This is a genomic window from Nocardia sp. NPDC055053, assembly GCF_053608285.1.
Genome location: NZ_JBSGVD010000003.1, coordinates 73,586 through 93,840 on the forward strand (window position 1 = coordinate 73,586; position 20,255 = coordinate 93,840).

21 protein-coding genes and 1 pseudogene are annotated in these 20,255 nt (G+C 69.3%); 8 read left to right on the forward strand and 14 right to left on the reverse strand.

All coding sequences use genetic code 11. The features are described 5' to 3' along the window. Positions 1–141 precede the first annotated feature (141 nt). Together ACWF82_RS04150 and ACWF82_RS04155 are read left to right on the forward strand one after the other, a co-directional pair. Positions 142–996 carry a carbohydrate ABC transporter permease gene (locus ACWF82_RS04150; RefSeq protein WP_452498174.1) on the forward strand — a complete coding sequence of 285 codons (855 nt, stop codon included), beginning with the start codon at positions 142–144 and terminating at the stop codon, positions 994–996. Further along, on the forward strand, positions 986–1,798 hold the full coding sequence (locus ACWF82_RS04155) for a carbohydrate ABC transporter permease (RefSeq protein ID WP_452497812.1): 813 nt from the start codon (positions 986–988) through the stop codon (positions 1,796–1,798). The genes ACWF82_RS04150 and ACWF82_RS04155 overlap by 11 nt, the downstream gene beginning before the upstream one ends. Here ACWF82_RS04155 and ACWF82_RS04160 read toward each other — a convergent pair. The 3 genes from ACWF82_RS04160 to ACWF82_RS04170 are packed head-to-tail and all read right to left on the reverse strand — an operon-like array spanning position 1,791 to position 4,662. Further along, positions 1,791–2,648, reverse strand: coding sequence for a sterol desaturase family protein (locus tag ACWF82_RS04160; protein ID WP_452497814.1), 858 nt, complete (start codon positions 2,646–2,648; stop codon positions 1,791–1,793). The two genes, ACWF82_RS04155 and ACWF82_RS04160, sit on opposite strands and share 8 nt — an antisense overlap. A 5-nt stretch (positions 2,649–2,653) precedes the next feature. Next, positions 2,654–3,409 carry a helix-turn-helix transcriptional regulator gene (locus ACWF82_RS04165; RefSeq protein ID WP_452497816.1) on the reverse strand — a complete coding sequence of 252 codons (756 nt, stop codon included), beginning with the start codon at positions 3,407–3,409 and terminating at the stop codon, positions 2,654–2,656. Between the two features lie 35 nt (positions 3,410–3,444). Then, positions 3,445–4,662, reverse strand: a complete 1,218-nt coding sequence (locus tag ACWF82_RS04170; protein WP_452497818.1) for a pyridoxal phosphate-dependent aminotransferase — start codon at positions 4,660–4,662, stop codon at positions 3,445–3,447. A gap of 87 nt (positions 4,663–4,749) precedes the next feature. Here ACWF82_RS04170 and ACWF82_RS04175 point away from each other — a divergent pair, with 87 nt between their 5' ends. After that, complete coding sequence (locus ACWF82_RS04175) at positions 4,750–5,316, forward strand: winged helix-turn-helix transcriptional regulator (RefSeq protein ID WP_452497820.1); 567 nt, start codon at positions 4,750–4,752, stop codon at positions 5,314–5,316. Between the two features lie 293 nt (positions 5,317–5,609). Then, the gene (locus ACWF82_RS04180) at positions 5,610–6,455 is read left to right on the forward strand and encodes an alpha/beta fold hydrolase (RefSeq protein WP_452497822.1); all 846 of its coding nucleotides are present in this window, start codon (positions 5,610–5,612) and stop codon (positions 6,453–6,455) included. 18 nt (positions 6,456–6,473) lie between these two features. On the opposite strand, the gene ACWF82_RS04185 is transcribed toward ACWF82_RS04180, so the two are convergent. From ACWF82_RS04185 to ACWF82_RS04205, 5 genes are all read right to left on the reverse strand, one after another. After that, a complete protein-coding gene (locus ACWF82_RS04185) occupies positions 6,474–7,766 on the reverse strand; it encodes an MFS transporter (RefSeq protein WP_452497824.1) in 1,293 nt (430 codons plus the stop codon). Then, the gene (locus ACWF82_RS04190) at positions 7,763–8,902 is read right to left on the reverse strand and encodes a cytochrome P450 (protein WP_452497826.1); all 1,140 of its coding nucleotides are present in this window, start codon (positions 8,900–8,902) and stop codon (positions 7,763–7,765) included. The genes ACWF82_RS04185 and ACWF82_RS04190 overlap by 4 nt, the downstream gene beginning before the upstream one ends. Before the next feature lie 70 nt (positions 8,903–8,972). Next, complete coding sequence (locus tag ACWF82_RS04195; RefSeq protein WP_452497827.1) at positions 8,973–9,095, reverse strand: hypothetical protein; 123 nt, start codon at positions 9,093–9,095, stop codon at positions 8,973–8,975. Positions 9,096–9,211: 116 nt separating this feature from the next. Beyond that, positions 9,212–10,135, reverse strand: a complete 924-nt coding sequence (locus tag ACWF82_RS04200; protein WP_452497828.1) for a LysR family transcriptional regulator — start codon at positions 10,133–10,135, stop codon at positions 9,212–9,214. A 198-nt stretch (positions 10,136–10,333) separates the two neighbouring features. Further along, positions 10,334–11,005 carry an O-methyltransferase gene (locus ACWF82_RS04205; protein ID WP_452497830.1) on the reverse strand — a complete coding sequence of 224 codons (672 nt, stop codon included), beginning with the start codon at positions 11,003–11,005 and terminating at the stop codon, positions 10,334–10,336. A 226-nt stretch (positions 11,006–11,231) separates the two neighbouring features. On the opposite strand from ACWF82_RS04205, the gene ACWF82_RS04210 reads away from it, so the two are divergent. Further along, the gene (locus ACWF82_RS04210) at positions 11,232–12,539 is read left to right on the forward strand and encodes a lipase family protein (RefSeq protein WP_452497832.1); all 1,308 of its coding nucleotides are present in this window, start codon (positions 11,232–11,234) and stop codon (positions 12,537–12,539) included. A gap of 49 nt (positions 12,540–12,588) precedes the next feature. Here the strand turns inward: ACWF82_RS04210 and ACWF82_RS04215 are convergent, their stop codons facing one another. Genes ACWF82_RS04215 through ACWF82_RS04225 form a run of 3 tightly spaced genes read right to left on the reverse strand, consistent with a single transcriptional unit; the run spans position 12,589 to position 14,960 of the window. Continuing rightward, positions 12,589–14,310 (reverse strand): urease subunit alpha, encoded by a 1,722-nt coding sequence (locus tag ACWF82_RS04215; RefSeq protein WP_452497834.1) that lies wholly within the window; start codon positions 14,308–14,310, stop codon positions 12,589–12,591. A 27-nt stretch (positions 14,311–14,337) separates the two neighbouring features. Next, positions 14,338–14,649 carry an urease subunit beta gene (locus ACWF82_RS04220; protein ID WP_452497836.1) on the reverse strand — a complete coding sequence of 104 codons (312 nt, stop codon included), beginning with the start codon at positions 14,647–14,649 and terminating at the stop codon, positions 14,338–14,340. An 8-nt stretch (positions 14,650–14,657) separates the two neighbouring features. Further along, positions 14,658–14,960, reverse strand: a complete 303-nt coding sequence (locus ACWF82_RS04225) for an urease subunit gamma (protein ID WP_452497838.1) — start codon at positions 14,958–14,960, stop codon at positions 14,658–14,660. 134 nt (positions 14,961–15,094) lie between these two features. Between ACWF82_RS04225 and ACWF82_RS04230 the strand changes: the two genes are divergently transcribed. Continuing rightward, on the forward strand, positions 15,095–15,667 hold the full coding sequence (locus tag ACWF82_RS04230) for an exonuclease domain-containing protein (protein WP_452497840.1): 573 nt from the start codon (positions 15,095–15,097) through the stop codon (positions 15,665–15,667). Between the two features lies 1 nt (position 15,668). On the opposite strand, the gene ACWF82_RS04235 is transcribed toward ACWF82_RS04230, so the two are convergent. Further along, positions 15,669–16,052, reverse strand: a complete 384-nt coding sequence (locus ACWF82_RS04235; RefSeq protein WP_452498176.1) for a PaaI family thioesterase — start codon at positions 16,050–16,052, stop codon at positions 15,669–15,671. Between the two features lie 383 nt (positions 16,053–16,435). On the opposite strand from ACWF82_RS04235, the gene ACWF82_RS04240 reads away from it, so the two are divergent. Next, positions 16,436–16,948 (forward strand): L,D-transpeptidase, encoded by a 513-nt coding sequence (locus tag ACWF82_RS04240; protein ID WP_452497842.1) that lies wholly within the window; start codon positions 16,436–16,438, stop codon positions 16,946–16,948. Between the two features lie 48 nt (positions 16,949–16,996). Here the strand turns inward: ACWF82_RS04240 and ACWF82_RS04245 are convergent, their stop codons facing one another. Then, positions 16,997–17,905, reverse strand: coding sequence for a MerR family transcriptional regulator (locus ACWF82_RS04245; RefSeq protein ID WP_452497843.1), 909 nt, complete (start codon positions 17,903–17,905; stop codon positions 16,997–16,999). 44 nt (positions 17,906–17,949) lie between these two features. Here ACWF82_RS04245 and ACWF82_RS04250 point away from each other — a divergent pair, with 44 nt between their 5' ends. After that, a complete protein-coding gene (locus ACWF82_RS04250; protein ID WP_452497845.1) occupies positions 17,950–18,555 on the forward strand; it encodes a maleylpyruvate isomerase family mycothiol-dependent enzyme in 606 nt (201 codons plus the stop codon). 187 nt (positions 18,556–18,742) lie between these two features. Here the strand turns inward: ACWF82_RS04250 and ACWF82_RS04255 are convergent. Beyond that, positions 18,743–20,242 (reverse strand): annotated as a pseudogene (locus ACWF82_RS04255) (MFS transporter); the annotation flags it as partial. Between the last annotated feature and the right edge of the window lie 13 nt (positions 20,243–20,255).

The window sequence follows — 20,255 nt, forward strand, 5'->3', positions numbered from 1 at the left end:
GGGCCGCGGGGGGGGGGGCCCCCCCCCCCGGGCGGGGGCTATTTTGCCCACGCCCCCCCCGGCCGGCCGGGGGGGGGGGGGGCCCGCCCCCCCCCCGCGCCGGGTCCGCGCCGGTTCACCCGCCGCAAGGCCGCCCGGCTCATCGCGCCCTATCTGTATCTCGCGCCTGCCCTGATCCTGCTGGTGGTGTGGACCTACCAGCCGCTGGTGCAGGCCCTGCGGTTGTCCACGTATTCGTGGAATCTGCTGCCGACCGCGCCCATGACGCCGGTCGGCACGGCCAATTACTCCCGGCTGCTGGATCTTCCGGCGTTCTGGGGGTCGCTGGGCCGCACCGCCACCCTGATCCTCGGTCTGGTGCCGTTCACGGTGCTGCTGCCGGTGCTGATCGCGCTGGCCGGCAGGCGGGTGCACGGCCGGGCCCGCACGTTCTACCAGGCGCTGGTGTTCGCGCCGTTCCTCGTCGCGCCCGTCGCGGCGGCGGCGGTGTGGCGGTGGCTGCTGCATCCGGGTTCCGGATTCGTCGACCAGCTCGTCGGTACCGGCCACAACTGGGTCTACGACGCCTCGACCGCGCAGGCCGTGATCATCGTGATCACCGGCTGGCAGCTGCTCGGTTTCGCGGTGCTGGTGGTGTGGGCCGGGCTGGCGGGCATCAGCGGCGACTACAGCGAGGCCGCGCGGGTCGACGGTGCGACACCGGGCCAGATCCGGCGCTGGATCACCCTGCCGCTGCTGTCACCGACCCTGCTGTTCCTGGTGCTGACCACCGTGCTGCTCAGTCCCACCCTGTCGTTCCCGCTCATCGACTCGATGACCCAGGGCGGGCCGTCGCAGGCCACGACCAACATCTACTACCTGCTCTGGGACTACGCGTTCCACAGCTTCGACGCGGGCCTGAGCGCCGCGGCGGGTGTGCTGTTGTTCGCCGGGTTCGGCGCGTTGGCCGCTGTGCTGGTCTGGATCTCGGAAAAGGTTGCCGTTCATGATGATTGACCGTCTCCGCCTGGCTGGCAGCCATCTGCTGCTCGCCGGGACGGCGCTGGTGTGCGTGTTCCCGATCTACTGGCTGTTCGCGACGGCGCTACGCAGGCCCGAGGACGTCACCTCGCTGTCGCCGCTGCCGTGGCCGCTGTCGATCGACAACTACCTCGACGCGGCGCACAAGGTCGATGTCACGGGCCTGATCGTCAACACGTTCGTCGTGGCGATCCTGTCCGCGGCGGGTCAGCTGCTGATCGCGCTGCTGGCGTCGTACGCGTTCGCGATGTACACCTTCCCGCTGCAGCGGCTGATGTACCTGGCGTTCGTTGGCGTCTGGCTGGTTCCGTTCCAGGTCACCATGCTGCCCAACTACATCCTGCTCAACCGGATGGGCCTGATCAACACATTGATCGGCTGTGTCCTGCCGACCCTGTGCTCGGCGCTGGGCGTGCTGCTGTTGCGCCAGCACATGAACGCCTTCCCGAAGGAGCTCATCGCCGCCGCCAAGATCGACGGCCGCTCCTCCTGGGCGATCCTGTGGACGGTCGTCGTCCCCAACCTGCGCCCGGCCCTCGCCGCCCTCGCCATCCTGCTGTTCATCAACGCCTGGAACGAATACTTCTGGCCCGCAGTGGTTCTGCGCCGGTCCAACGATGTCCTCCAGCTCGGCCTGCGCAGTTTCATGGGTACCGAGGGTGACCAGTGGGGCCCGATGATGGCGCTGGCCAGCCTGGCCTGCCTGCCGGTTCTGCTGCTCTACCTGGTGTTGCAGCGCCACATCGTCAACGCCTTCGTGCGGTCGGGCCTCAAGTGAGGCGGCGGAAGGGCTCGATCAGCTGGTCCAGGTAGCCGACCGGATAGTCGGGATGCGCTGCCATGCCGAGCTGTTCGGAGGTGAACCGGCGCCGCGGATCGTAGCTGTAGGTGCGCAGCAGGTGATCCCAGAGCAGCGTGAACAGGCCGAAGTCGACGTCGCCGACGCCGGCCCATTTGAGGTGATGGAAGCGGTGTCCCTCGTTGAGGGCGAGCACGTACTTCAGTGGACCGACTCGGTAGTCGGCGTTGGAATGCTGGAGCAGCAGCTGGATGGCCACGGCCAGGGCCAGCGCGGCGGCGACGTCGACGGGCAGGCCGATCAGGATCAGCGGGGCCACACCGGCGGCCATCTCGGCGGTCTGGTGCAGCGGGTGTTTCATCAGGCCGTTGAGGCCGTAGAACCGGGTGACGCTGTGGTGCACGGCATGGAAGCGCCACAGCACGCCGATCTTGTGACTGGCCAAGTGCACCAGCGTGATTCCGGCATCCGCGATCAGGATGGCGAGGATCACCTGGAGCGGGAACGCCCAGCCGCCCGGCCACAGGCCCGGGGCGGGCACGATCGCGGCGAGCAGCGGGATCACCGCCACACTCACCAGGATCAGCGTCTCGTTCACGACGGCGTGGACGCGGTCGCGGACGCTGTCGGCCTTGGTGCCGTTCCAGGCCGGTTCGTACGGGATGACGCGTTCGACCGCGAACGAGGTGGCGATCGCCACGGCGAGCACGAGCAGCAGCCAGGGTTTCGGGGCGTGCGCGGCGGCGAGGGCGATGCCGATTCCGTTGAGCCCCACCAGCATCAACGGAACGTATCCGTAGCGGGCGAGATTGCGCAGAGCGATGTTCATGCCCCTCAGCCTGGGCGCCGGTCCCCCGACGATGCTTGAACGATTCGGCTGGCCCCGTCGTCCCAGACCACGGCGCCGGTCAGAGCCGACGGCGGCAGACCGAAGATCTCCCGGCAGGTCCGGGTGAGATGCGCGCTGTCGGCGAAGCCCGCCGCGTGCGCGATCGTGGTCAGATCCTGTCCGTCCCGCGCCAGGTGGACGGCATTCATCAGCCGCAGCCACAGGATGTAGCGGCGCAGCGGCAGCCCGACCTGGGCGGTGAACAGGTGGGTGAGCCGGCTCGCCGAGAGGCCGACCGCCGCGGCGACCTCGCCTGGGCGCACCGGGCCACGGGCGACCATCGCGGGCAGCGCGGCCACCGCGGCCACGACACCCGGATGCCGCACGGCGACGGCTCCGCCGCTCGCCGTCGCGAGTGTGCTCAGCAGACCGTCGACGAAGTCCGTCGTCGAGGTGAGCGGACGGGCGGGATCGCGCAGGGCGGGACCACCGGACCACCCCGCGGTCGCCACGCGGCGCACCGCACCGCGACCGGCGGCGGAATCGGGGTCGAGGAATACGACAATCCCTGTCGCACCGCCGGTTTCGACGCGGTGCTCGGTGTCGGGCGGGACGACGATCTCGGCCCCGGTGTGCGATCGGCCGTCGCCGTCGAGCACGGTCACCGGTGCGTCGGCCACCACGATCTGCACGGCGTGGTGCGCGTGGCTTCGCGTGCCGCCGATCGTCCCGGTGAAGGCGAGGACGCCGGGACGGATCACTGCCCCGGCACCGCGCCACGCGGGCACCCGAGGTGTCACTGCCGGTAGGTCGCCAGGAAGCGGCCGATACGTTCGATGATGGCTTCGAGTTCGTCGGCGTGCGGCAGGGTGACGATGCGGAAGTGGTCGGGGCGGGGCCAGTTGAAGCCGGTGCCCTGGACTATGTGGAGTTTCTCCTGCAGGAGCAGGTCGAGGACGAACTTCTCGTCGTTGTGGATGGGGTACATGTCCAGGTCGATGCGGGGGAAGGCGTAGAGCGCGCCCTTGGGCTTGACGCAGGAGATACCGGGGATGGCGTTGAGGGCTTCCCAGGCGCGGTCGCGCTGTTCGCGCAGGCGGCCGCCCGGGAGCGTGAGGTCGTAGATGCTCTGATGTCCGCCCAGGGCGGCCTGGATCGCTTGCTGGGCAGGCACATTCGCGCACAGGCGCAGACCGGCGAGCATCGTCAGGCCCTCGAGGTAGCTCGCGGCGTGCTGGGTGGGACCGGAGACCACCAGCCAGCCCGAGCGCAGGCCGGCGGCGCGGTAGTTCTTCGACAGACCCGAGAAGGTCAGGCACAGCAGGTCGGGGGCGAGCGAGGCGATGGCGGTGTGCTCGAGGTCGTCGTAGTAGATCTTGTCGTAGATCTCGTCGGCGAAGACGACCAAATTGTGCCTGCGGGCGATCTCGAGGATCTCGCGCAGTACCTCCGGCGGGTATACCGCGCCGGTCGGGTTGTTGGGGTTGATCAGCACGATCGCGCGGGTGCGATCGGTGATCTTGGCGGTGATGTCGGCCAGGTCCGGATACCAGTCGGCGCCTTCGTCGCACAGGTAGTGCACGGGGGTGCCGCCATTGAGGGCGGTCGCGGCGGTCCACAGCGGGAAGTCGGGCGCGGGGACCAGGACTTCGTCGCCGTTCTCGAGCAACGCGGTCATCGCCATCATGATCAGTTCGGAGACGCCGTTGCCGAGGAAGACCTCCTCGACGTCGACATCGTCGACGCCCAGGGTCTGGTAGTACTGCACCACCGCGCGCCGGGCCGAGAGCAAGCCCTTCGACGAGGAGTAGCCGGTGGAACTCGGCAGCGTACGCACCATGTCCTGCAACAGGTCCGGGGGCGCGTCGAAGCCGAAGATCAGCGGATTGCCCGTGTTGAGCTTGACCACGTGGTGCCCTTCGGCTTCGAGCCGAGCAGCTTCCTCCGCGACCGGGCCGCGAATCTCGTACGACACTCCCGACAGCTTGCTGGACTGCTTGACCTGCATGAACATCCCTCCGAACCGTGGTTGCCGCACACACTACTTGGTATTTCCAAGATTTCACTTGGTTTTTCCAAGCCTCTGGTTAAAGTAGTACACGTGCCACGCCGAAGCTACGACCACTACTGCGCGGTCAGCCGCGCGCTCGACCTCGTCGGGGACCGGTGGACCCTGCTGGTGGTCCGCGAACTGTGTGCCGGACCGCGCCGGTACAGCGACCTGTTCGCCGACCTGCCCGGGATCAGCACCGACATGCTCGCCACCCGGCTCAAGGACCTCGAGCGCGAGGGCGTGCTCACCCACCACCGCAACGGCATGCGCTCCAGCTACGCGCTGACCGACGCGGGCCTGGCGTTGCGCCCGGTGCTCGACGCGCTGTCGGTCTGGGGCACGCCCCGGCTCGGCGACCGCAAGCCGACCGACGCGATGCGCGCGCATTGGCTGGCGCTGCCGCTGGGCCACGCGGTCGCCGAGATCGTCCCGGCGGGCACAGTGACCGTCCACATCGGTGAGACCGTGCTGCACTACGTGATCACCACCGACGGCATCACCCACCACGACGGCCCCGCACCCTCGCCCGACCGGGAACTGCGGCTGGACCTGGCCGAGGCCACCGAAATCGTTAGCGGCGCCAGGGAACTCCTCGATCCCGCCGAGCCTCGGTAAGTCACGGAAAACAAGGCCTGGCCGTCATGAGAACGGCTGAAGGGTGCGCGTTCCTCGGCTGAAAGACCATCGGTCACGTGTCCGGAAAGAATCGCACCTCCTGGTCATCGGGCGAATCCCGGCAGGTGATGGACGGCGATTCCCGTGGTGCTCTACCATTGTCTCTTGTCGACGGCAGGGGATCAGAGATAGCTGTCGATGGTGAATCTGCGTTGAATTCCCGTACTTTCACGTTTCTTGTCTGGCTTGCTGCATGTCTGCAAATCATCGGCCACAGATTCGGGAGGTTTGCGATGAACGATGAGCGCGATCGATTCGCTGAGCTGTCCGAGGTCAGAATGTGTTACCGCGACGAGGGTGATCCGGCGGGGGAACCGCTGCTGATGATCATGGGGCTCAGTTCGCAGTTGATCCACTGGCCCCAGGAAATCGTCGACCACCTGGGCCGGCGCGGCTACCGGGTGATCCGTCCCGACAATCGCGACAGCGGTCTGACGGAATGGAAAATCACGCCGAGGCAGTACTACCTGAGAGCGATCGCGCGCGACTCGGTCGAGTTGCTCGATCATCTCGGTATCGAGCAGGCGCACGTCGTCGGCGCCTCGCTGGGCGGGATGGTCGCCCAGCTACTCGCGATCGAGCACACCACGCGGGTGCGGTCGCTGTGCTCGATCATGAGCACGCCGCACGTCATCATCGGCATGGCCGATGGTGACGTGCTCCAGGAGCTGACGAAACCGCTGCCACCGGAGCGTGACGAGGCGATCGAGCAGATCGTCGATCTGTACACGCTCATCGGCTCGAAGACCTACGCTGACCGCGAGCGCCGGCGCGCTCTCGCGACTCACGCCTATGACCGCGCGCGCCACGCCGATGGCCCGGCACGCCAAGTGACCGCGGCCATGATCGCTCCCGACCGCAGGAAACGCCTGCAGCAGCTGCGGATGCCCACGCTGGTCATGCACGGCGCAGAGGATTCACTCATCAAGATCGCCGGCGGCGAGGCCACTCACGCCGCGATCCCCGGATCGAGCTACCTGCCGCTCGAGGGGATGGGCCACGACCTCCCCGCGCCGCTGTTCGACGAAATCGTCACGGCCATCGCGGAAAACGCGGCCCGCCGGCCCGCAGTGGTATAAGGCCCACCGCACCTCGGGTCACGTTGCTGCCGGGTGGCCGACGCCAGTCGCCACCCGGTGGTGGGCCTCGTCGGCCGACCGATCGCTGCTGGAGAGCCCGGCGGCAGTGACCGCACCGACAGTAAGCACCGCGATGACCAGTGCCCACACGTAGGCAGCGGAGGTGTTCGCCGCGAGTATTCCCGCCGCCAACGCGCCGGCACTGCCGCAGATCCGCAGGGCGAGTGACTGGACCGAAAGGACTGTGGCGCGTTCCCGGGCGGTCACGGCGCGGTGAGTCAGCGTGTCCAGCAATGGTTCCGGTGCTCCGAGCGCGAGGTAGACGCCCACGTATCCGGCGGCCACCAGGAGCAGGATCGGGGTGCCCAGCGCGGCGACGGCGACGGCGGTCAGAACCAGCGCGACGACCACTGTGCGCCGGACGGACCCGAGCAGCCGCGACAGCGTGGGTGATGCCGCCGACCCGGCCGCCATCGCGAAGCCGCCGAGCGCGGTGAAGACGGCGAAGGCGCCGACGGCCCGGCTGTCCCCGCCGAGACTCGCGGCGATCTGCAACGGTGCCAGCAATTCGACCGCAGCGAGCACGACACCGATGACGCCGCACAGCACCGTGATGCGGCGCAGCACGCTGTTGCGGGCGCAGGTGCCGATGCCGACCCGCACCGTCCGCGGGATATCGGCGAGCACGGCGCGGACATCGGCGCGCGGACGGCGCACCGTCTCTCCGACCCAGGCCAGCTGGACCAGGATCCGGATCACGACGACGCCCGCGGCCACGAGGTAGGGCAACGACAGCGCGAGGACCGGCCCGGTGGACGGCACCGGGGCCCACCCCGCCAGCGCACCGCCCACCAGCGCGCCGACGGCGAGGGCGATCGATCCGGCGGTGCGGCCGTGCGCGAATCCCGACGTCAGGTCCACGTCCTCGTCCACCGCGTGCACAGCATCGACGTACCAGGCTTGCAATGGCCCGGAGTCCAGCGCCCGGCCCGCGGCCTCGAGCAGGATTCCGGTGGCGATGACGAGCACGCTCGTGCCGATCCCGAGGGACACCGCCGACACCAGGAACAGCAGGGAGGCGGCGATCAGCACCGGCCGCCTGCCGACGACATCGGCGAGCCCGCCGGTCGGCAGTTCGAGGGCGGCGGCGGTCAGTCCGTAGGCCGCGAGCAGGGCGCCCATGGTCGCCATGTCGATCCCGCGCGCGGCCAGCAGCAGGATCAGGACCGGTGCGCAGAGCCCGGTCGGCAGCCAGCCGAGGACGTTCAGCGCGACGTAGCGACGGGTGAGTGTGGTGACGGTCGCGTTCACGCGATGACCTCCGAGCGGGAGTCGACGACGGTTGTCCGCAGCGCGCGCGGTCGCTTGCTGAAGCGGTTCCGGTGCCAGCGCAGTTCGGTGACGGGGACGGTGAGCCGGAGCTCGGACAGGCGCGGGAGCAGGACCCCGAGGATGACCTGCGCCTGCTTGCGGGCCAAGGTGGCGCCGGGGCAGTAGTGCGGGCCGTGTCCGAAGGCCAGATGCTTGGTGTCGGTGCGGGACGGGTCGAGGCGATCCGGGTGGTCGAAACGGTCGGGGTCGCGATTGGCGGCGACGAGATCCACCACGACGGCACTGCCCGCCGGGATGACGACGTCACCGACCGACACATCGTCCATGGCGAACCGGGTCCACGTGCCCGCGGTGGGGGTGAGGTAGCGGAACAGCTCCTCGACGACCGAGGGCAGCGATTCCGGCCGCCGGGCCAGCGCGCACTGGAGCCGGGGAGCCATCAGGAGGGTGAGGGTGGCCGTGCTGACGAAGCTGACCGTCGTCTCGTAGCCCGCGACGATCATCAGCGCGGCGGTGCCGACGGCTTCGGCGGCCGAGAGCCGGCCTGCCGCGGTGGCCGCGGCGAGCTCGCCGCACAGATCGTCGCCGGGCTGCTCCGCCCTGGCGGCCAGCAGTGCGGCCAGGTAGGTGTCCAGCGCGGCGGCGCCGGCCGAGCTGACCTCGGGATCCGGCATGGTCGAGTCCTCGGCCCAGGCGAGCACGCGGTCACGGTCTGATTCCGGCACCCCGAGCAGTTCGCAGATCACGGAGAACACCAGTGGAAGCACGAACTCGCCGACCAGGTCTCCGCCGCCGCGGGCGAACAGCGCGTCGAGCAGGTCCGTGGCCCGCGCCCGCATGCGCTCCACGGGGGCGTCGTAGCGGCGGGGCGTGAGCGTGGGCGCCACCGCGCGGCGGAGCCGGGTGTGCCGCGCCCCGTCGCACATCTGCATGCTCGTACTGTGTCGCTGATTCACCGCCGATTGCGCGGCGATATCCGAATGCAGGTCCGTGCCGTTGGCCGGATCATTCGACATCCGGCGGTCCGCGAGGAGCTGTATCGCCGCCTCGTATCCGGTGACGAGATATCGGTTGTCCGCCAGCTCGTGAACCGATTCGATATGCTTGACGCTCATAGGAATTCCCACCTCCACGGTCGGGGGGCGAAGCCGGCTGCTTCGCCCCCGGCGACGACCGAACGGGTGATCAGTACCGGTAGGCGTAGATGAAGCCGGACCGATCGGAATCGACCGCGGGGATGGCGAAGAGTTCCTCGAGCGCGTCCAGCTCGACGGCGATTTCGGTGTCGTGAAGTTCGATGGTGTGCATTTCGGTGTTCCCTTTCTTCGTTCCGTCGCGTTGTGCGGCGGTACATAAAGTGTCGGGAACCAGGTCCTGCCCGGATAGCAACCCTGGGGTGGGTAATTCCGCACCCACCTCGGCGTTCAAGCCGACAACGCCCGGGCATCGTCGGACTGTGCTGATTCGATGCATTCCAGGAACAGCGATACGGCGGGATTCGGTTCGCCGGCACGCCACACCGCGTGCACATCCAGCGTCGGCACGGGATCGAATAATTTCACCGCGACCGAATTGCTGCCGGGCACACCCATTCCCATCGAAATCGCACGTGGGAGCGAGGCGAATCCGACGAGTGAGCGGACCGATACCATGTGCGCGGTGGCGCCGGGGTCGTCGGCCGAATGCGTGATACTGAGCGAGATCCTTGTCTCGGCCGCGGTGCGCAGAATCGTGTCGTACATCGCGGGACACTGTTCCCGCGCGAACAATACGCAGTCCTGGCCCCGTAACTCGGCGAACGCCACACGGGGCCGGTCCGCCCAGCGATGGCGTCTTCCGACGACGGCTACGAGCGGAACCCGGTGCAGCAGGCGGCGATAGCGGAAGTCCGCGGTGCTGGGGTGACCGTAGACCAGGGCCAGGTCGAGTGAGCCGTCGGCGAGGGCGGCCAGTTGTGGCCCGGTCCGCTTCTCCCACAGCGACACCGCGATGTCGGGGTGCCGTTCGGTCATCCTGGTCAGGGCCTCCGGCAGCACATGGCGGCTGGCAGGCAGGTTGTAGCCGATATTGAGGCTGCCAGCGCGACCTTCGGCGGTCGCCCTGGCCGCCTGGGCGGCGCGGTCTAGCTGGGCGACGATCTGGCGGGCCTGGAGTTCGAACTCCCGCCCCGCCGGGGTCAGCCGCACCTCATGGGAGTTGCGGGCGACCAGCTGGACGCCGAGTGACTTCTCCAGCTTCTGCAGCTGGGCACTGAGACTGGGCTGGGTCAGATGAAGGCGCTGGGCTGCGCGACCGAAATGCAACTCTTCGGCGATGGTGATGAACGAAATCAGGTGTCGGAATTCCATGACGCCGGGCTCCTTCCGAGTACCACCACGCTATCGAGGCCGGATAACCGGTGATGAATACCGATCGCCCAGTAGTCGCCGCGCGCGTTGCCGGTGGGTGAACCCGTCCCGGGCGCGGCGTGGCCGCGGCGGCGCGACGTCGACACGCCTGCTCGGGGAACTCCCCACTCTACCGTGCCTGCCGGCGCCCCGCCGACTTCAGGAGCGTGGCCCGTTGACGACCGCGTAGGCGAAACCGTCCCAGCCTTTGGCGCCCACCGTCTGGACGACCGTCGCGTCCAGGCTCGGCTCGGCGGCGAGCAACTCGACGAGTTCACGGCTCGCGCGCACGTTCGGATCCTCGGAATGCTCGTCGGCCACCGCGCCACCGCGCACGACATTGTCGACGATGATCACCGACCCCGGATGGGTCAACCGCAGCGCCCACTGCACGTAGTTGGCGTTGTTGACCTTGTCGGCATCGATGAACACCAGGTCGAACGGTTCGGTCGCGTCCTCGGCGACCTCAGGCAGGGTGTCCAGCGCCGCTCCGACCCGGATGTCCACCCGCGCACCGACTCCGGCCCGGTCCAGGTTCTCCCTGGCGACCTTGGCGTGGCGCGGCTCGAATTCGAGGGTCACCACGGTGCCCTCGTCGCCGACCGCCCGCGCCAGCCATTCGGTGCTGTATCCGCCGAGCGTGCCGATCTCGAGCACCCGCCGCGCACCGGCGCTCCGGGCGAGCAGATGCAGGAATTTGCCTTGCGGCGGCGAGACATCGATCGCGGGCAGACCCGCGTCGGCGTTCGCGGCGAGCGCCGGAGCGCCGTCGTCCCCGATGAGCGCGTCCACGAGATAGCGGTCGACACCGGCCCAGTCGTTGTCCGTCATGAGCGCCAGTGTGCCACCATCGGGCCACTGTTTCGCGGTACCGAACTCGGACCCGTTTCACCCCGCAGGCTCAGATTTCGTCCGGGCTGACGCCGGTATTTCCGATGCAACAGTAACCGTGTTACCGTTCGGTACGCCGCTGCGCCGTGACCTGGGTCATGATCTATCCCCGCTGCGGCTCAGGACACATCCGCGACGGCGCGGAGGTGGCATCGATGGGAGTGATATGCGGCAATCACGATCGCTGGCGCGCCGGGCGGCGCTGACGGCGGTGGCGTGTCTGGCGGCGGTGGCGGGTCACGGAGCGGTCGCTCCGCAGGTGGCGGCGGACCCGATGAGCGCCTTCTACACGCCGCCCGCGGCGATTCCGGAGACGCCGGGTGCGATCGTGAAGACGCAGCCGATGACGATTCTCGCGACGCCGCCGACCGCGGCGGGCTGGCCGACGCAGGCCCAGCACGTCATGTACACCTCGCGGCTGCAGGACGGCTCCCCCGTCGCGGTGAGCGGCACGTACATCGAGCCGAAGAATCCGTGGCAGGGCGCGGGCCCGCGGCCGACCGTGGTCATCGGGCCAGGCACCTCCGGTCAGGGCGACCGGTGCGCGATGTCGGTGGCGTTCTCCACCGGTATCTCGGTGACCGCCGATCCGCTCGGGCTGTCGGCGAATCAGGAACTGCCGTCCTCGGCGGTGTGGAGCGCGCTCGGCGCGCGCGTGCTGGTCACCGACTACATCGGCCTGGGCACCCCCGGCATCCACACCTACGCCAACCGGTTCGAGAGCGGCCACGCGATCCTCGACGGCGCCCGCGCGGCCAACGCGCTCGGCGGTGTCGGCCCCGAGACGCCGCTGGTGCTGTGGGGTTACTCGCAGGGCGGCGGCGCGACCGCGGCGGCCGCGGAGATGCAGCCCGAGTACGCGCCGGAACTGAACCTGAAGGGCACCTGGGCCGGTGGCCCGGTCGCCGACCTGTCGGCCATTCTGGGCCGCATCGACGGCGCGCTGATCGGCGGCGCGATCGGGTTCGGGATCAACGCCATGCTCGCCCGCTACCCCGACCTCCAGCGGGCCGTGGATCGGGTGGTCAGCCCCTCGGGCCGTGCCATGCTCGAGACGCTGAGCGATTCTTGCGTCGCCGACCTGGTCATCCGTTACCCGTTCCTGAAGACGAATTCGCTGACGGTGGACGGCCGTTCGCTCACCGAGCATCTCGCCGAGATGCCCGAGGCGGCGCCGGTGCTCGCGGAACTGCGTATCGGCAGCTCGAAGCCGGCCACCCCGGTCCTCATCACCAGCGGCCGCAACGACGACACCGTCCCCTACGGGCAGGCCCGCCGCCTCGCCGAGGACTGGTGCGGTCAGGGCGCGACGGTCACCTTCCGCACCAACGAGCTGCCGCCGATCCTGCCGGGCACGACCATTCCGAACCACTTCGGCCCGGAACTGATCGACGGCTTCGGTCCCGACAACGCGGTGACCTACCTGCTCGACCGGCTTGCGGACAAGCCGGTCGGCGGCTGCTCGTTCGACTGAGCGCCGCACCCGAAACCCCGCCGACATCGTGGTCGGCGGGGTTTCGTCGTCAGAACAGGAAGTAGCGCTGGGCCATCGGCAGTTCGGTGGCCGGTTGCTCGGTCCACACCTCGCCGTCGACGCGGACGGTGAAGGTGTCGGGGTCGACCTCGATGTGCGGCATGGCGTCGTTGTGCGGCATGTCGGCCTTGGTGACCCGGCGAACGTTCTTGACCGGCACCAGCTTTCGGCGCACGTCCAGCCGGTTCGCGAGGCCGTCGTCGATGGCCTGCTCGGAGACGAAGTGCAGTGACGTGGCCGCGGCGGCGGGGGCAGCGGCGCCGAACATCGGGCGCGGCAGGACCGGCTGCGGGGTGGGGATGGACGCGTTGGCGTCACCCATCGCGGCCCAGGCGATCATGCCGCCCTTGAGGACCGCGTGCGGGCGGACACCGAAGAACGCGGGCTCCCATAGCACCAGGTCGGCCAGTTTGCCGACCTCCACCGAGCCGATCTCGGCGTCGAGACCGTGCGACACCGCCGGGCAGATGGTGTATTTGGCGATATAGCGCCGCACGCGGGCGTTGTCGGCCGCGCCGTCGCCGGGCAGGGCGCCGCGACGGCGTTTCATCACGTGCGCGGTCTGCCAGGTGCGCAGCACCACTTCGCCGATGCGGCCCATGGCCTGGGAGTCGGAGCCGATCATGGAGATGGCGCCCAGGTCGTGCAGCAGGTCTTCGGCGGCGATGGTGGACGGGCGGATCCGCGATTCGGCGAAGGCCAGATCCTCGGGGATCGACGGGCTCAGATGGTGACAGACCATGAGCATGTCGAGGTGCTCGTCGAGGGTGTTGATCGTGTGCGGCCGGGTGGGATTGGTGGAGCTGGGCAGCACGTTGAGATGCGAAGCGACGGTGATGATGTCGGGCGCGTGCCCGCCGCCCGCGCCCTCGGTGTGATAGGCGTGGATGCCGCGACCGGCGATGGCGGCGACGGTGTCCTCGACGAAACCGGCCTCGTTCAGCGTGTCGGAGTGCAGGGCCACCTGCACGCCCGCCGCGTCGGCCACGGTGAGGCACGCATCGATCGCGGCGGGGGTGGAACCCCAGTCCTCGTGCAGCTTGAAACCCGAAGCGCCCGCGCGCAACTGCTCCCACATGGATTCCTGGCTGACCGTGTTGCCCTTGCCGAGCAGCACGATGTTCATCGGCCAGTGATCGAGGGATTCCAGCATCCGCGCCAGATGCCAGGAACCGGGGGTGACGGTGGTGGCCTTGGAGCCCTCGGCCGGGCCGGTGCCGCCGCCGACGAGCGTGGTGATGCCGCCGCCGAGCGCCTCGTCCATCAGCTGTGGGCAGATGAAGTGCACGTGACAGTCGATGGCGCCCGCGGTGAGGATGCGCCCGTTGCCCGCGATGATCTCCGTCGACGGGCCGACGACGAGGTCAGGATGCACGCCCGACATCGTGTCGGGGTTGCCCGCTTTGCCGATGCCGCAGATTCGGCCGTCGCGGATGCCGACGTCGGCCTTGATGATGCCCCAGTAGTCGATGATCACGACGCCGGTGATGACGGTGTCGGGCGCGCCGTCGGCGCGCGTTGCCCGCGACTGGCCCATCGATTCGCGCAGCACCTTGCCGCCGCCGAACACGGCTTCCTCACCGGCGAGACCCGGTCCGCCGCTGCGGTCTTCGGTGATCTCGATGATCAGGTCGGTGTCGGCGAGCCGGATGCGGTCGCCGGTGGTCGGCCCGAACAGTTCGGCGTAGCGGGCACGGCTCAGTGCGGTCATCGGATCTCTCCCGAAGGGTTCGTGTGGTCACGCATCGAGGCGCCCCGGCGCGTCGGCGCTGATCCCGTACACCTCGCGGGTGCCGCCGAGCGGGACGAGCGAAACACGCTGTGGCAGACCGGGTTCGAACCGGACGGCGGTGCCGGCTGGGATGTCGAGGCGGTGGCCGCGCGCGGCCGCGCGGTCGAAGTCGAGGGCGGCGTTGGCCTGCGGGAAATGCACGTGGCTGCCCACCTGGACCGGGCGGTCGCCGGTGTTGACGACCTCGAGTTCGATGCGGACCGCGCCCGCGTTCAGTTCGATCGTGCCCTCGGCACAGAGGTATTCACCGGGAATCATGGCCTCGCCTAACCGATCGGGTGGTGCACGGTGACCAGCTTGGTCCCGTCGGGGAAGGTCGCCTCGACCTGCACGTCGTGGATCATCTCCGGCACGCCCTCCATCACGTCGTCCCGGCTCAGCACCGACCGGCCAGACGCCATCAGCTCGGCCACGGTCCGCCCGTCGCGCGCGCCCTCGAGCACATGATCGGTGATCAGCGCGACCGCCTCGGGATGGTTGAGCTCGAGTCCCCGCGCCTTCCTGCGGCGGGCCAGTTCGGCCGCATAACTCAGCAGCAACCGTTCCTGCTCGTGCGGCGACAGGCGCATCGGGTCTCCTCACAGATCGTGGACAGGTGTCCGACATTCTGGCATGCCCGCCGACCGCTCGCCTGTCCGGCGAGCGGCGACGAGGACGAAATTCGGTGGCATGGGCGGGGATCAGCGCTCTAGCGTCGCCATTCATGAACGAATGGACCGGGCTGCTCAATGTGGTCGATGTGGAGGCGACGTGCTGGGCGGGCGCGGTGCCTGCGGGGCAGAGCAGTGAGATCATCGAGATCGGACTGACCGTGGTCGATCTCGCGGCACGGACGCGGGTGAGCAGGCACGGGATTCTGGTGCGGCCTGCCCGGTCCGCGGTGAGTGAGTTCTGTACGGAGCTGACCAGCTTGACGCAGGAACAGGTCGAGGGCGGGGTGGAGTTCGCCGAGGCCTGCCGGCTGCTGGCGACCGAGTTCGGGGCGGGTTCGCGGCCATGGGCGAGCTGGGGTGACTACGACCGCAAGCAGTTCCGCGCCCAGTGCGCGGCGACGGGCGTGCGGTATCCGTTCGGACGGGTGCACACCAACGCCAAGCAGGTCTTCGCCGAGTCGTACGGGTTGCGTAAACGGCAGGGGATGGCCGGTGCGCTGCATATCGCGGGTCTGCCGCTGGAAGGCTGTCACCATCGCGGCGAGGACGACGCCTGGAATATCGGCGCGCTGGTCGTCGACGTCCTCGGCCGCGACGGGTGGCGGATCACCACCGAAGACTGAGTCAGGCGGCGAGGTTCTGCAGGCGGACCTGGCCGCGGGCGACGGTGCGGCCCTCGGCGTCGGTGATCACCACGACCCATAGCTGCTGGCTGCGGCCGCGGTGGATGGGGGTGGCCTCGCCGGTGAGGATGCCCTCGCGGACCGCGCGCAGGAAGTCGGTGTTGTTGTTGACGCCGACGACGGAGCCGCGCTCGCCGAACCAGACACCGGCGCCGACGCTGGCCAGGGTTTCGATGACGGTGCAGTAGACGCCGCCGTTCTGGATGCCCGCGGGCTGGTGCAGCTGCGGGCGCACAGCCCATTCGCCGCGCACCCGGTCGGGGCTCACCTCCGTGTACCGCAATCCGATGAGATCGGTGAAGGTGCCTTCGCTGGCCTTGGTCATCAGCTCCGGGGTGATCTCGGCCAGAGACAGGGTGTTGTCGGTCATACGCTCCGGTCTACACCATCGCATTCGGCGCCCGGCACCCCGGGAGACGAAGCGGCGGACCCCGTCACTGAGGACGGAGCCCGCCGCGGCAGGAATGAGGGGGTCGACCGCAGCCCTCGGGACCACCGGCTCATCCATACGCCGAGATGAGCATAGGTCAGGCTTACCTAAGTGGTCAAGTGCCACGCCGAAAGCGGCGCCGCGGGCTTGCTCAACACGATCGCAATACTTCATGATCACTGATACCTCTATGTTTCCGAGGCTTGTGTCGATGTTGAAAGCTCATGTTCTGGGCGCACGACGGCCAGGGGTGGGCGCGGCGAGAGAGGCAAGATTTCGTGAGTAGTAGTCGTATCCCCCGCTGGGCTGTGCGGGCGGCGATGTGCGCGGCGGTGGCCGGTGCGGCCGTCGCGGCACCGGTGCAGGCCGAACCACTGTGGCCCGGCGGTCCCGATGTTCCCGGTGTTCCGGCCATCATTCCGGCGCCGCCGCCGGAACCGGTTGTCGCGCCGTGCAGTGAGAAGGCGCGGGCCTGTCTGCAGTTGTCCACCAACAATGCCTGGCTGATGGACAGCGGCAAGGTGACTTTCGGGCCGAGCCCGATGTCGCACGGCAGGCCCGGGTACGAGACCCCGCCCGGCGTCTTCAAGGTCGCGTTCAAGAAGCCGTTCCACTGGAGCACCCTGCACAACGCGCCGATGGAGTACGCGGTGTTCTTCAACGGTGACATCGCCTACCACATCGGGCCCACCGAGGAGCAGTCCCACGGCTGCATCCGGCTGACGCCCGAAGGCGCCAAGGCGCACTACGAGTGGCTGGAGCCGGGCGACATCGTCGAAGTTGTGCCGTGAGTTCGTCACGGTGAGCGAGGGGAGGCCGGATCGCCGGCCTCCCCTTTTTCATGGGGTCGAGGCGGTTTCATGGGTCGAGGCGGCGAGCGCGTCGAACAGCCACAGGTGCGCGGCGCCGGAGGTCACCGTCTCGCCGGTGAGGGTCGCGGTGAGCTGCCAGTACCGCCGGAGCCGGCCGGCGCCGTCGGCATCCGCCAGGAGCTGCCGCCGGAAGGCGGGGGTGTCGGCGAGACCACGTGCGGTGGCGTGGGCGTCGACGTAGTGGTCGAGCTCGGCGCCGGATGTGGGCGCGTGGCCCGCGGCGACCAGCGGCGCTGCCGCCAGGCAGGCGTCGGCCACCTCGGTGAGCAGGCGGCGTTCGTCGCGGACGCCGGGGGTGGCGCGGTGCCGGATGGTGTCGAACATGGCCGCGCCGAGTGCCGGATTCGTCACGATGGCAACGAGTTCCGCGTAGGCGACGAGATGTTCCGGGCGCGCGTCGGCGGCGGGTTCGGGGACATTCATGTCGATGAAGTCGTCGATCACCGCGGCGGGCAGCGGGGTGAGCTGGCGGCGCCAGAAGCGGCCGAGCGCGTCGCGGGCCGCCTGCGGATCCGTTACGGCGGCAAGCAGATTCATGCTGCCGGGCGCGCAGTGTTCGACCGCGCGGAGCAGCGATCGGCGGCGGGTCAGCGCGTCCAGTTCGTGGTCGAGGGCGGCGCGTTCGGCCGCGATCACCTCGTCGATCGACCGCGCCCCGGCCAGCACGTCACCGATCGCGGCCAAGCCGATGCCGAACGAGCGCAGGCGGCGCAGCAGCAGCAGGCGCTCGGCGGCCGACGGGTCGAACACGCGATGACCGGCCGAGGTGCGCCGCACATCGAGAAGTCCCTCGTCGCAATAGAACCGGATCGTGCGGACCGCGACGCCCGTGCGCGTGGCGAGTTCACCGATCGTCAGACATGTGCTGTCGGTCACAGTCGCTGGCACCTCCACCTCGGTGGAGTTCCTACGGTACCCACATGACTGAACAGCACACCACCGCCGAGACCATCTGGGAGGCGGTGGCCGCGGAACGCGCGAGCCTCGTCGAAGTGCTGCGTGACCTGCCCGAATACGCCTGGGACACCGCCTCGCTGTGCGAGGGCTGGCGGGTCCGGGATGTGGTCGCGCATCTCGTGCTGGCCACGCAGGTCACGATCGGTTCGCTCGTCGTGAATCTGATCAGGGCCCGCGGGAACCTCGATCGCCTCATCCACGACACCGCCGTCCGGCTGGCCGACCGGACCTCGACCGCCGATCTGCTGGACGACCTGCGCGGCACCGTGGACTCCCGGATCACCCCGATCGGGACGACACCGATCGACCGGCTGATGGATCTGCTGGTGCACGGGCAGGACATCGCGATCCCGCTCGGCATCGACCGGGTCATGCCGACGGCGGCCGCGCAGTGGTCGCTGGAACGGGTGTGGACGATGGGTGCGCCGTTCCACGCCCGCAAGCGCCTCGCCGGATACGCCCTCACCGCCACCGATACCGGCTGGACCGCGGGCTCCGGCACCCCACTCACCGGCACGGCGGCGGAACTGCTGATGGTCGTGACCGGGCGTATCGCGCCGGACCGCTAGGTTTCGGCGTCCGCGGTGATCACGGACGGGCAGATCGAACGCGATCCGCGGCGCCGAAAGGGCCGGCGCCGCGGATCGCGTGGTGGGCGGGTAGGACGACGGACGGCCGTGATCAGATTCCGGCGGTGGCGCGCTCGGCAACACCGTCACCCGGGATATCCACTGCCACTCCGGAATCCGGCACCGACGTCGCGCCAGCCGGGATCCGGCGCAGCAGCGCGACCGCAAGTACCGCACCAGCGGCCGACAGCACGGCGGCGGTCCAAGCCGCGGCATTGAGTCCGTCGGTGAAGGCCGCGCGCGCCGCCGCAACGACGGATTCGGCGACCTCGGCGGGCAGCGACCCGGCCGAACTCAGCGCTCCGGGCAGGGTTTCCGCGGCCGCGCCCTCGGCATCCGACATGCCGCCGCGGTACACCGCCGCACCCACACTGCCGAGCAGCGCGACACCCAGTGCCACACCGAGATCGCTGGCGGTGCTGTTCACCGCCGACGCCGCACCCGCCTTCTCCGCCGGGGCCGCGCCGATGACCAGGCCGGGGATCAGCGCCATGGCGGGCGCGATGCCCGGGTACAGGACGTAGAACCCGACGATGAGCAGCGGCAGGCCCGCGACGCTGTCGACCTGGGTGAGCACCAGGTAGCCGACGGTCGAGACCGCGAGCCCCGCGGCGATCAGGTAGGCGGGGCGCACCCGGCGGGCGATGGCCGGGGTGACGGTGGAGACGATGACCAGGCCGATCGCGGCGGGCAGGATCCACAGGCCCGCCCGCAGCGGCGACTGGGCGGCGACCAGCTGCAGGTACTGCGTGAACAGCAGATACACCCCGCCGAGGGCGATCGCGGCGAGCATGTAGACGCCGAGCGAACCGCTGAAGGTCCGGTTCGCGAACAGCCGCACATCGAGCAGCGGATCGGCCAGGCGCAGCTGCCTGCGGACGAAGACCACCGCGAACAGCACACCGGCCAGCAGGGTGAGCACCGATTCGGCGGCGAGTCCGGTCTCGGCGAGCTTCTTCACGCCGTACACGAACGGCAGCAGGGCGGCCAGCGACAGCGCGACGCTGACCGGATCGAGGCGACCGGCCTCCGGCGCACGGTATTCGGGCACGAGGACCGGCACCGCGAGCACGACGAGCAGCATCACCGGCACGCCGATCAGCATGGACGCGCCCCACCACAGCGAGGCCAGCATCAGCCCGCCGAGCAGCGGACCCAGCGCCACACCCGCCGACACCGACGCCGCCCACAGCCCGATGGCGGTGGCGCGCTGCCGATCGTCCCGGAACATCGTCGTGATCAGCGACAAGGTGGCGGGCATGACGGCGGACGCGCCGAGACCCATCAGCGCACGCGAGGCGATGAGCAGTTCCGGGCTCGGCGCGAACGCGGCGACGACCGAGGCAACGCCGAACAGTGCCGCACCGGCCAGCAGCAGTCTGCGGCGGCCGAGCCGGTCACCCAGTGTGCCCATGGTGACGAGGAAACCCGCCATCACGAAGCCGTAGATGTCGTTGATCCACAACAGCTGACCGCTGCTCGGCGACAGGTCGGCGGCGATATACGGGGTGGCCAGGAACAGGACGGTCATGCTGAGGAACAGCAGCACCGTCGGCAGGAGCAGGACCGCCAGCCCCAGCCATTGGCGGGCTCCGGCCCGCTCGGGGACATCGGTGAACGCGGACATCAGGAGGTTTCCC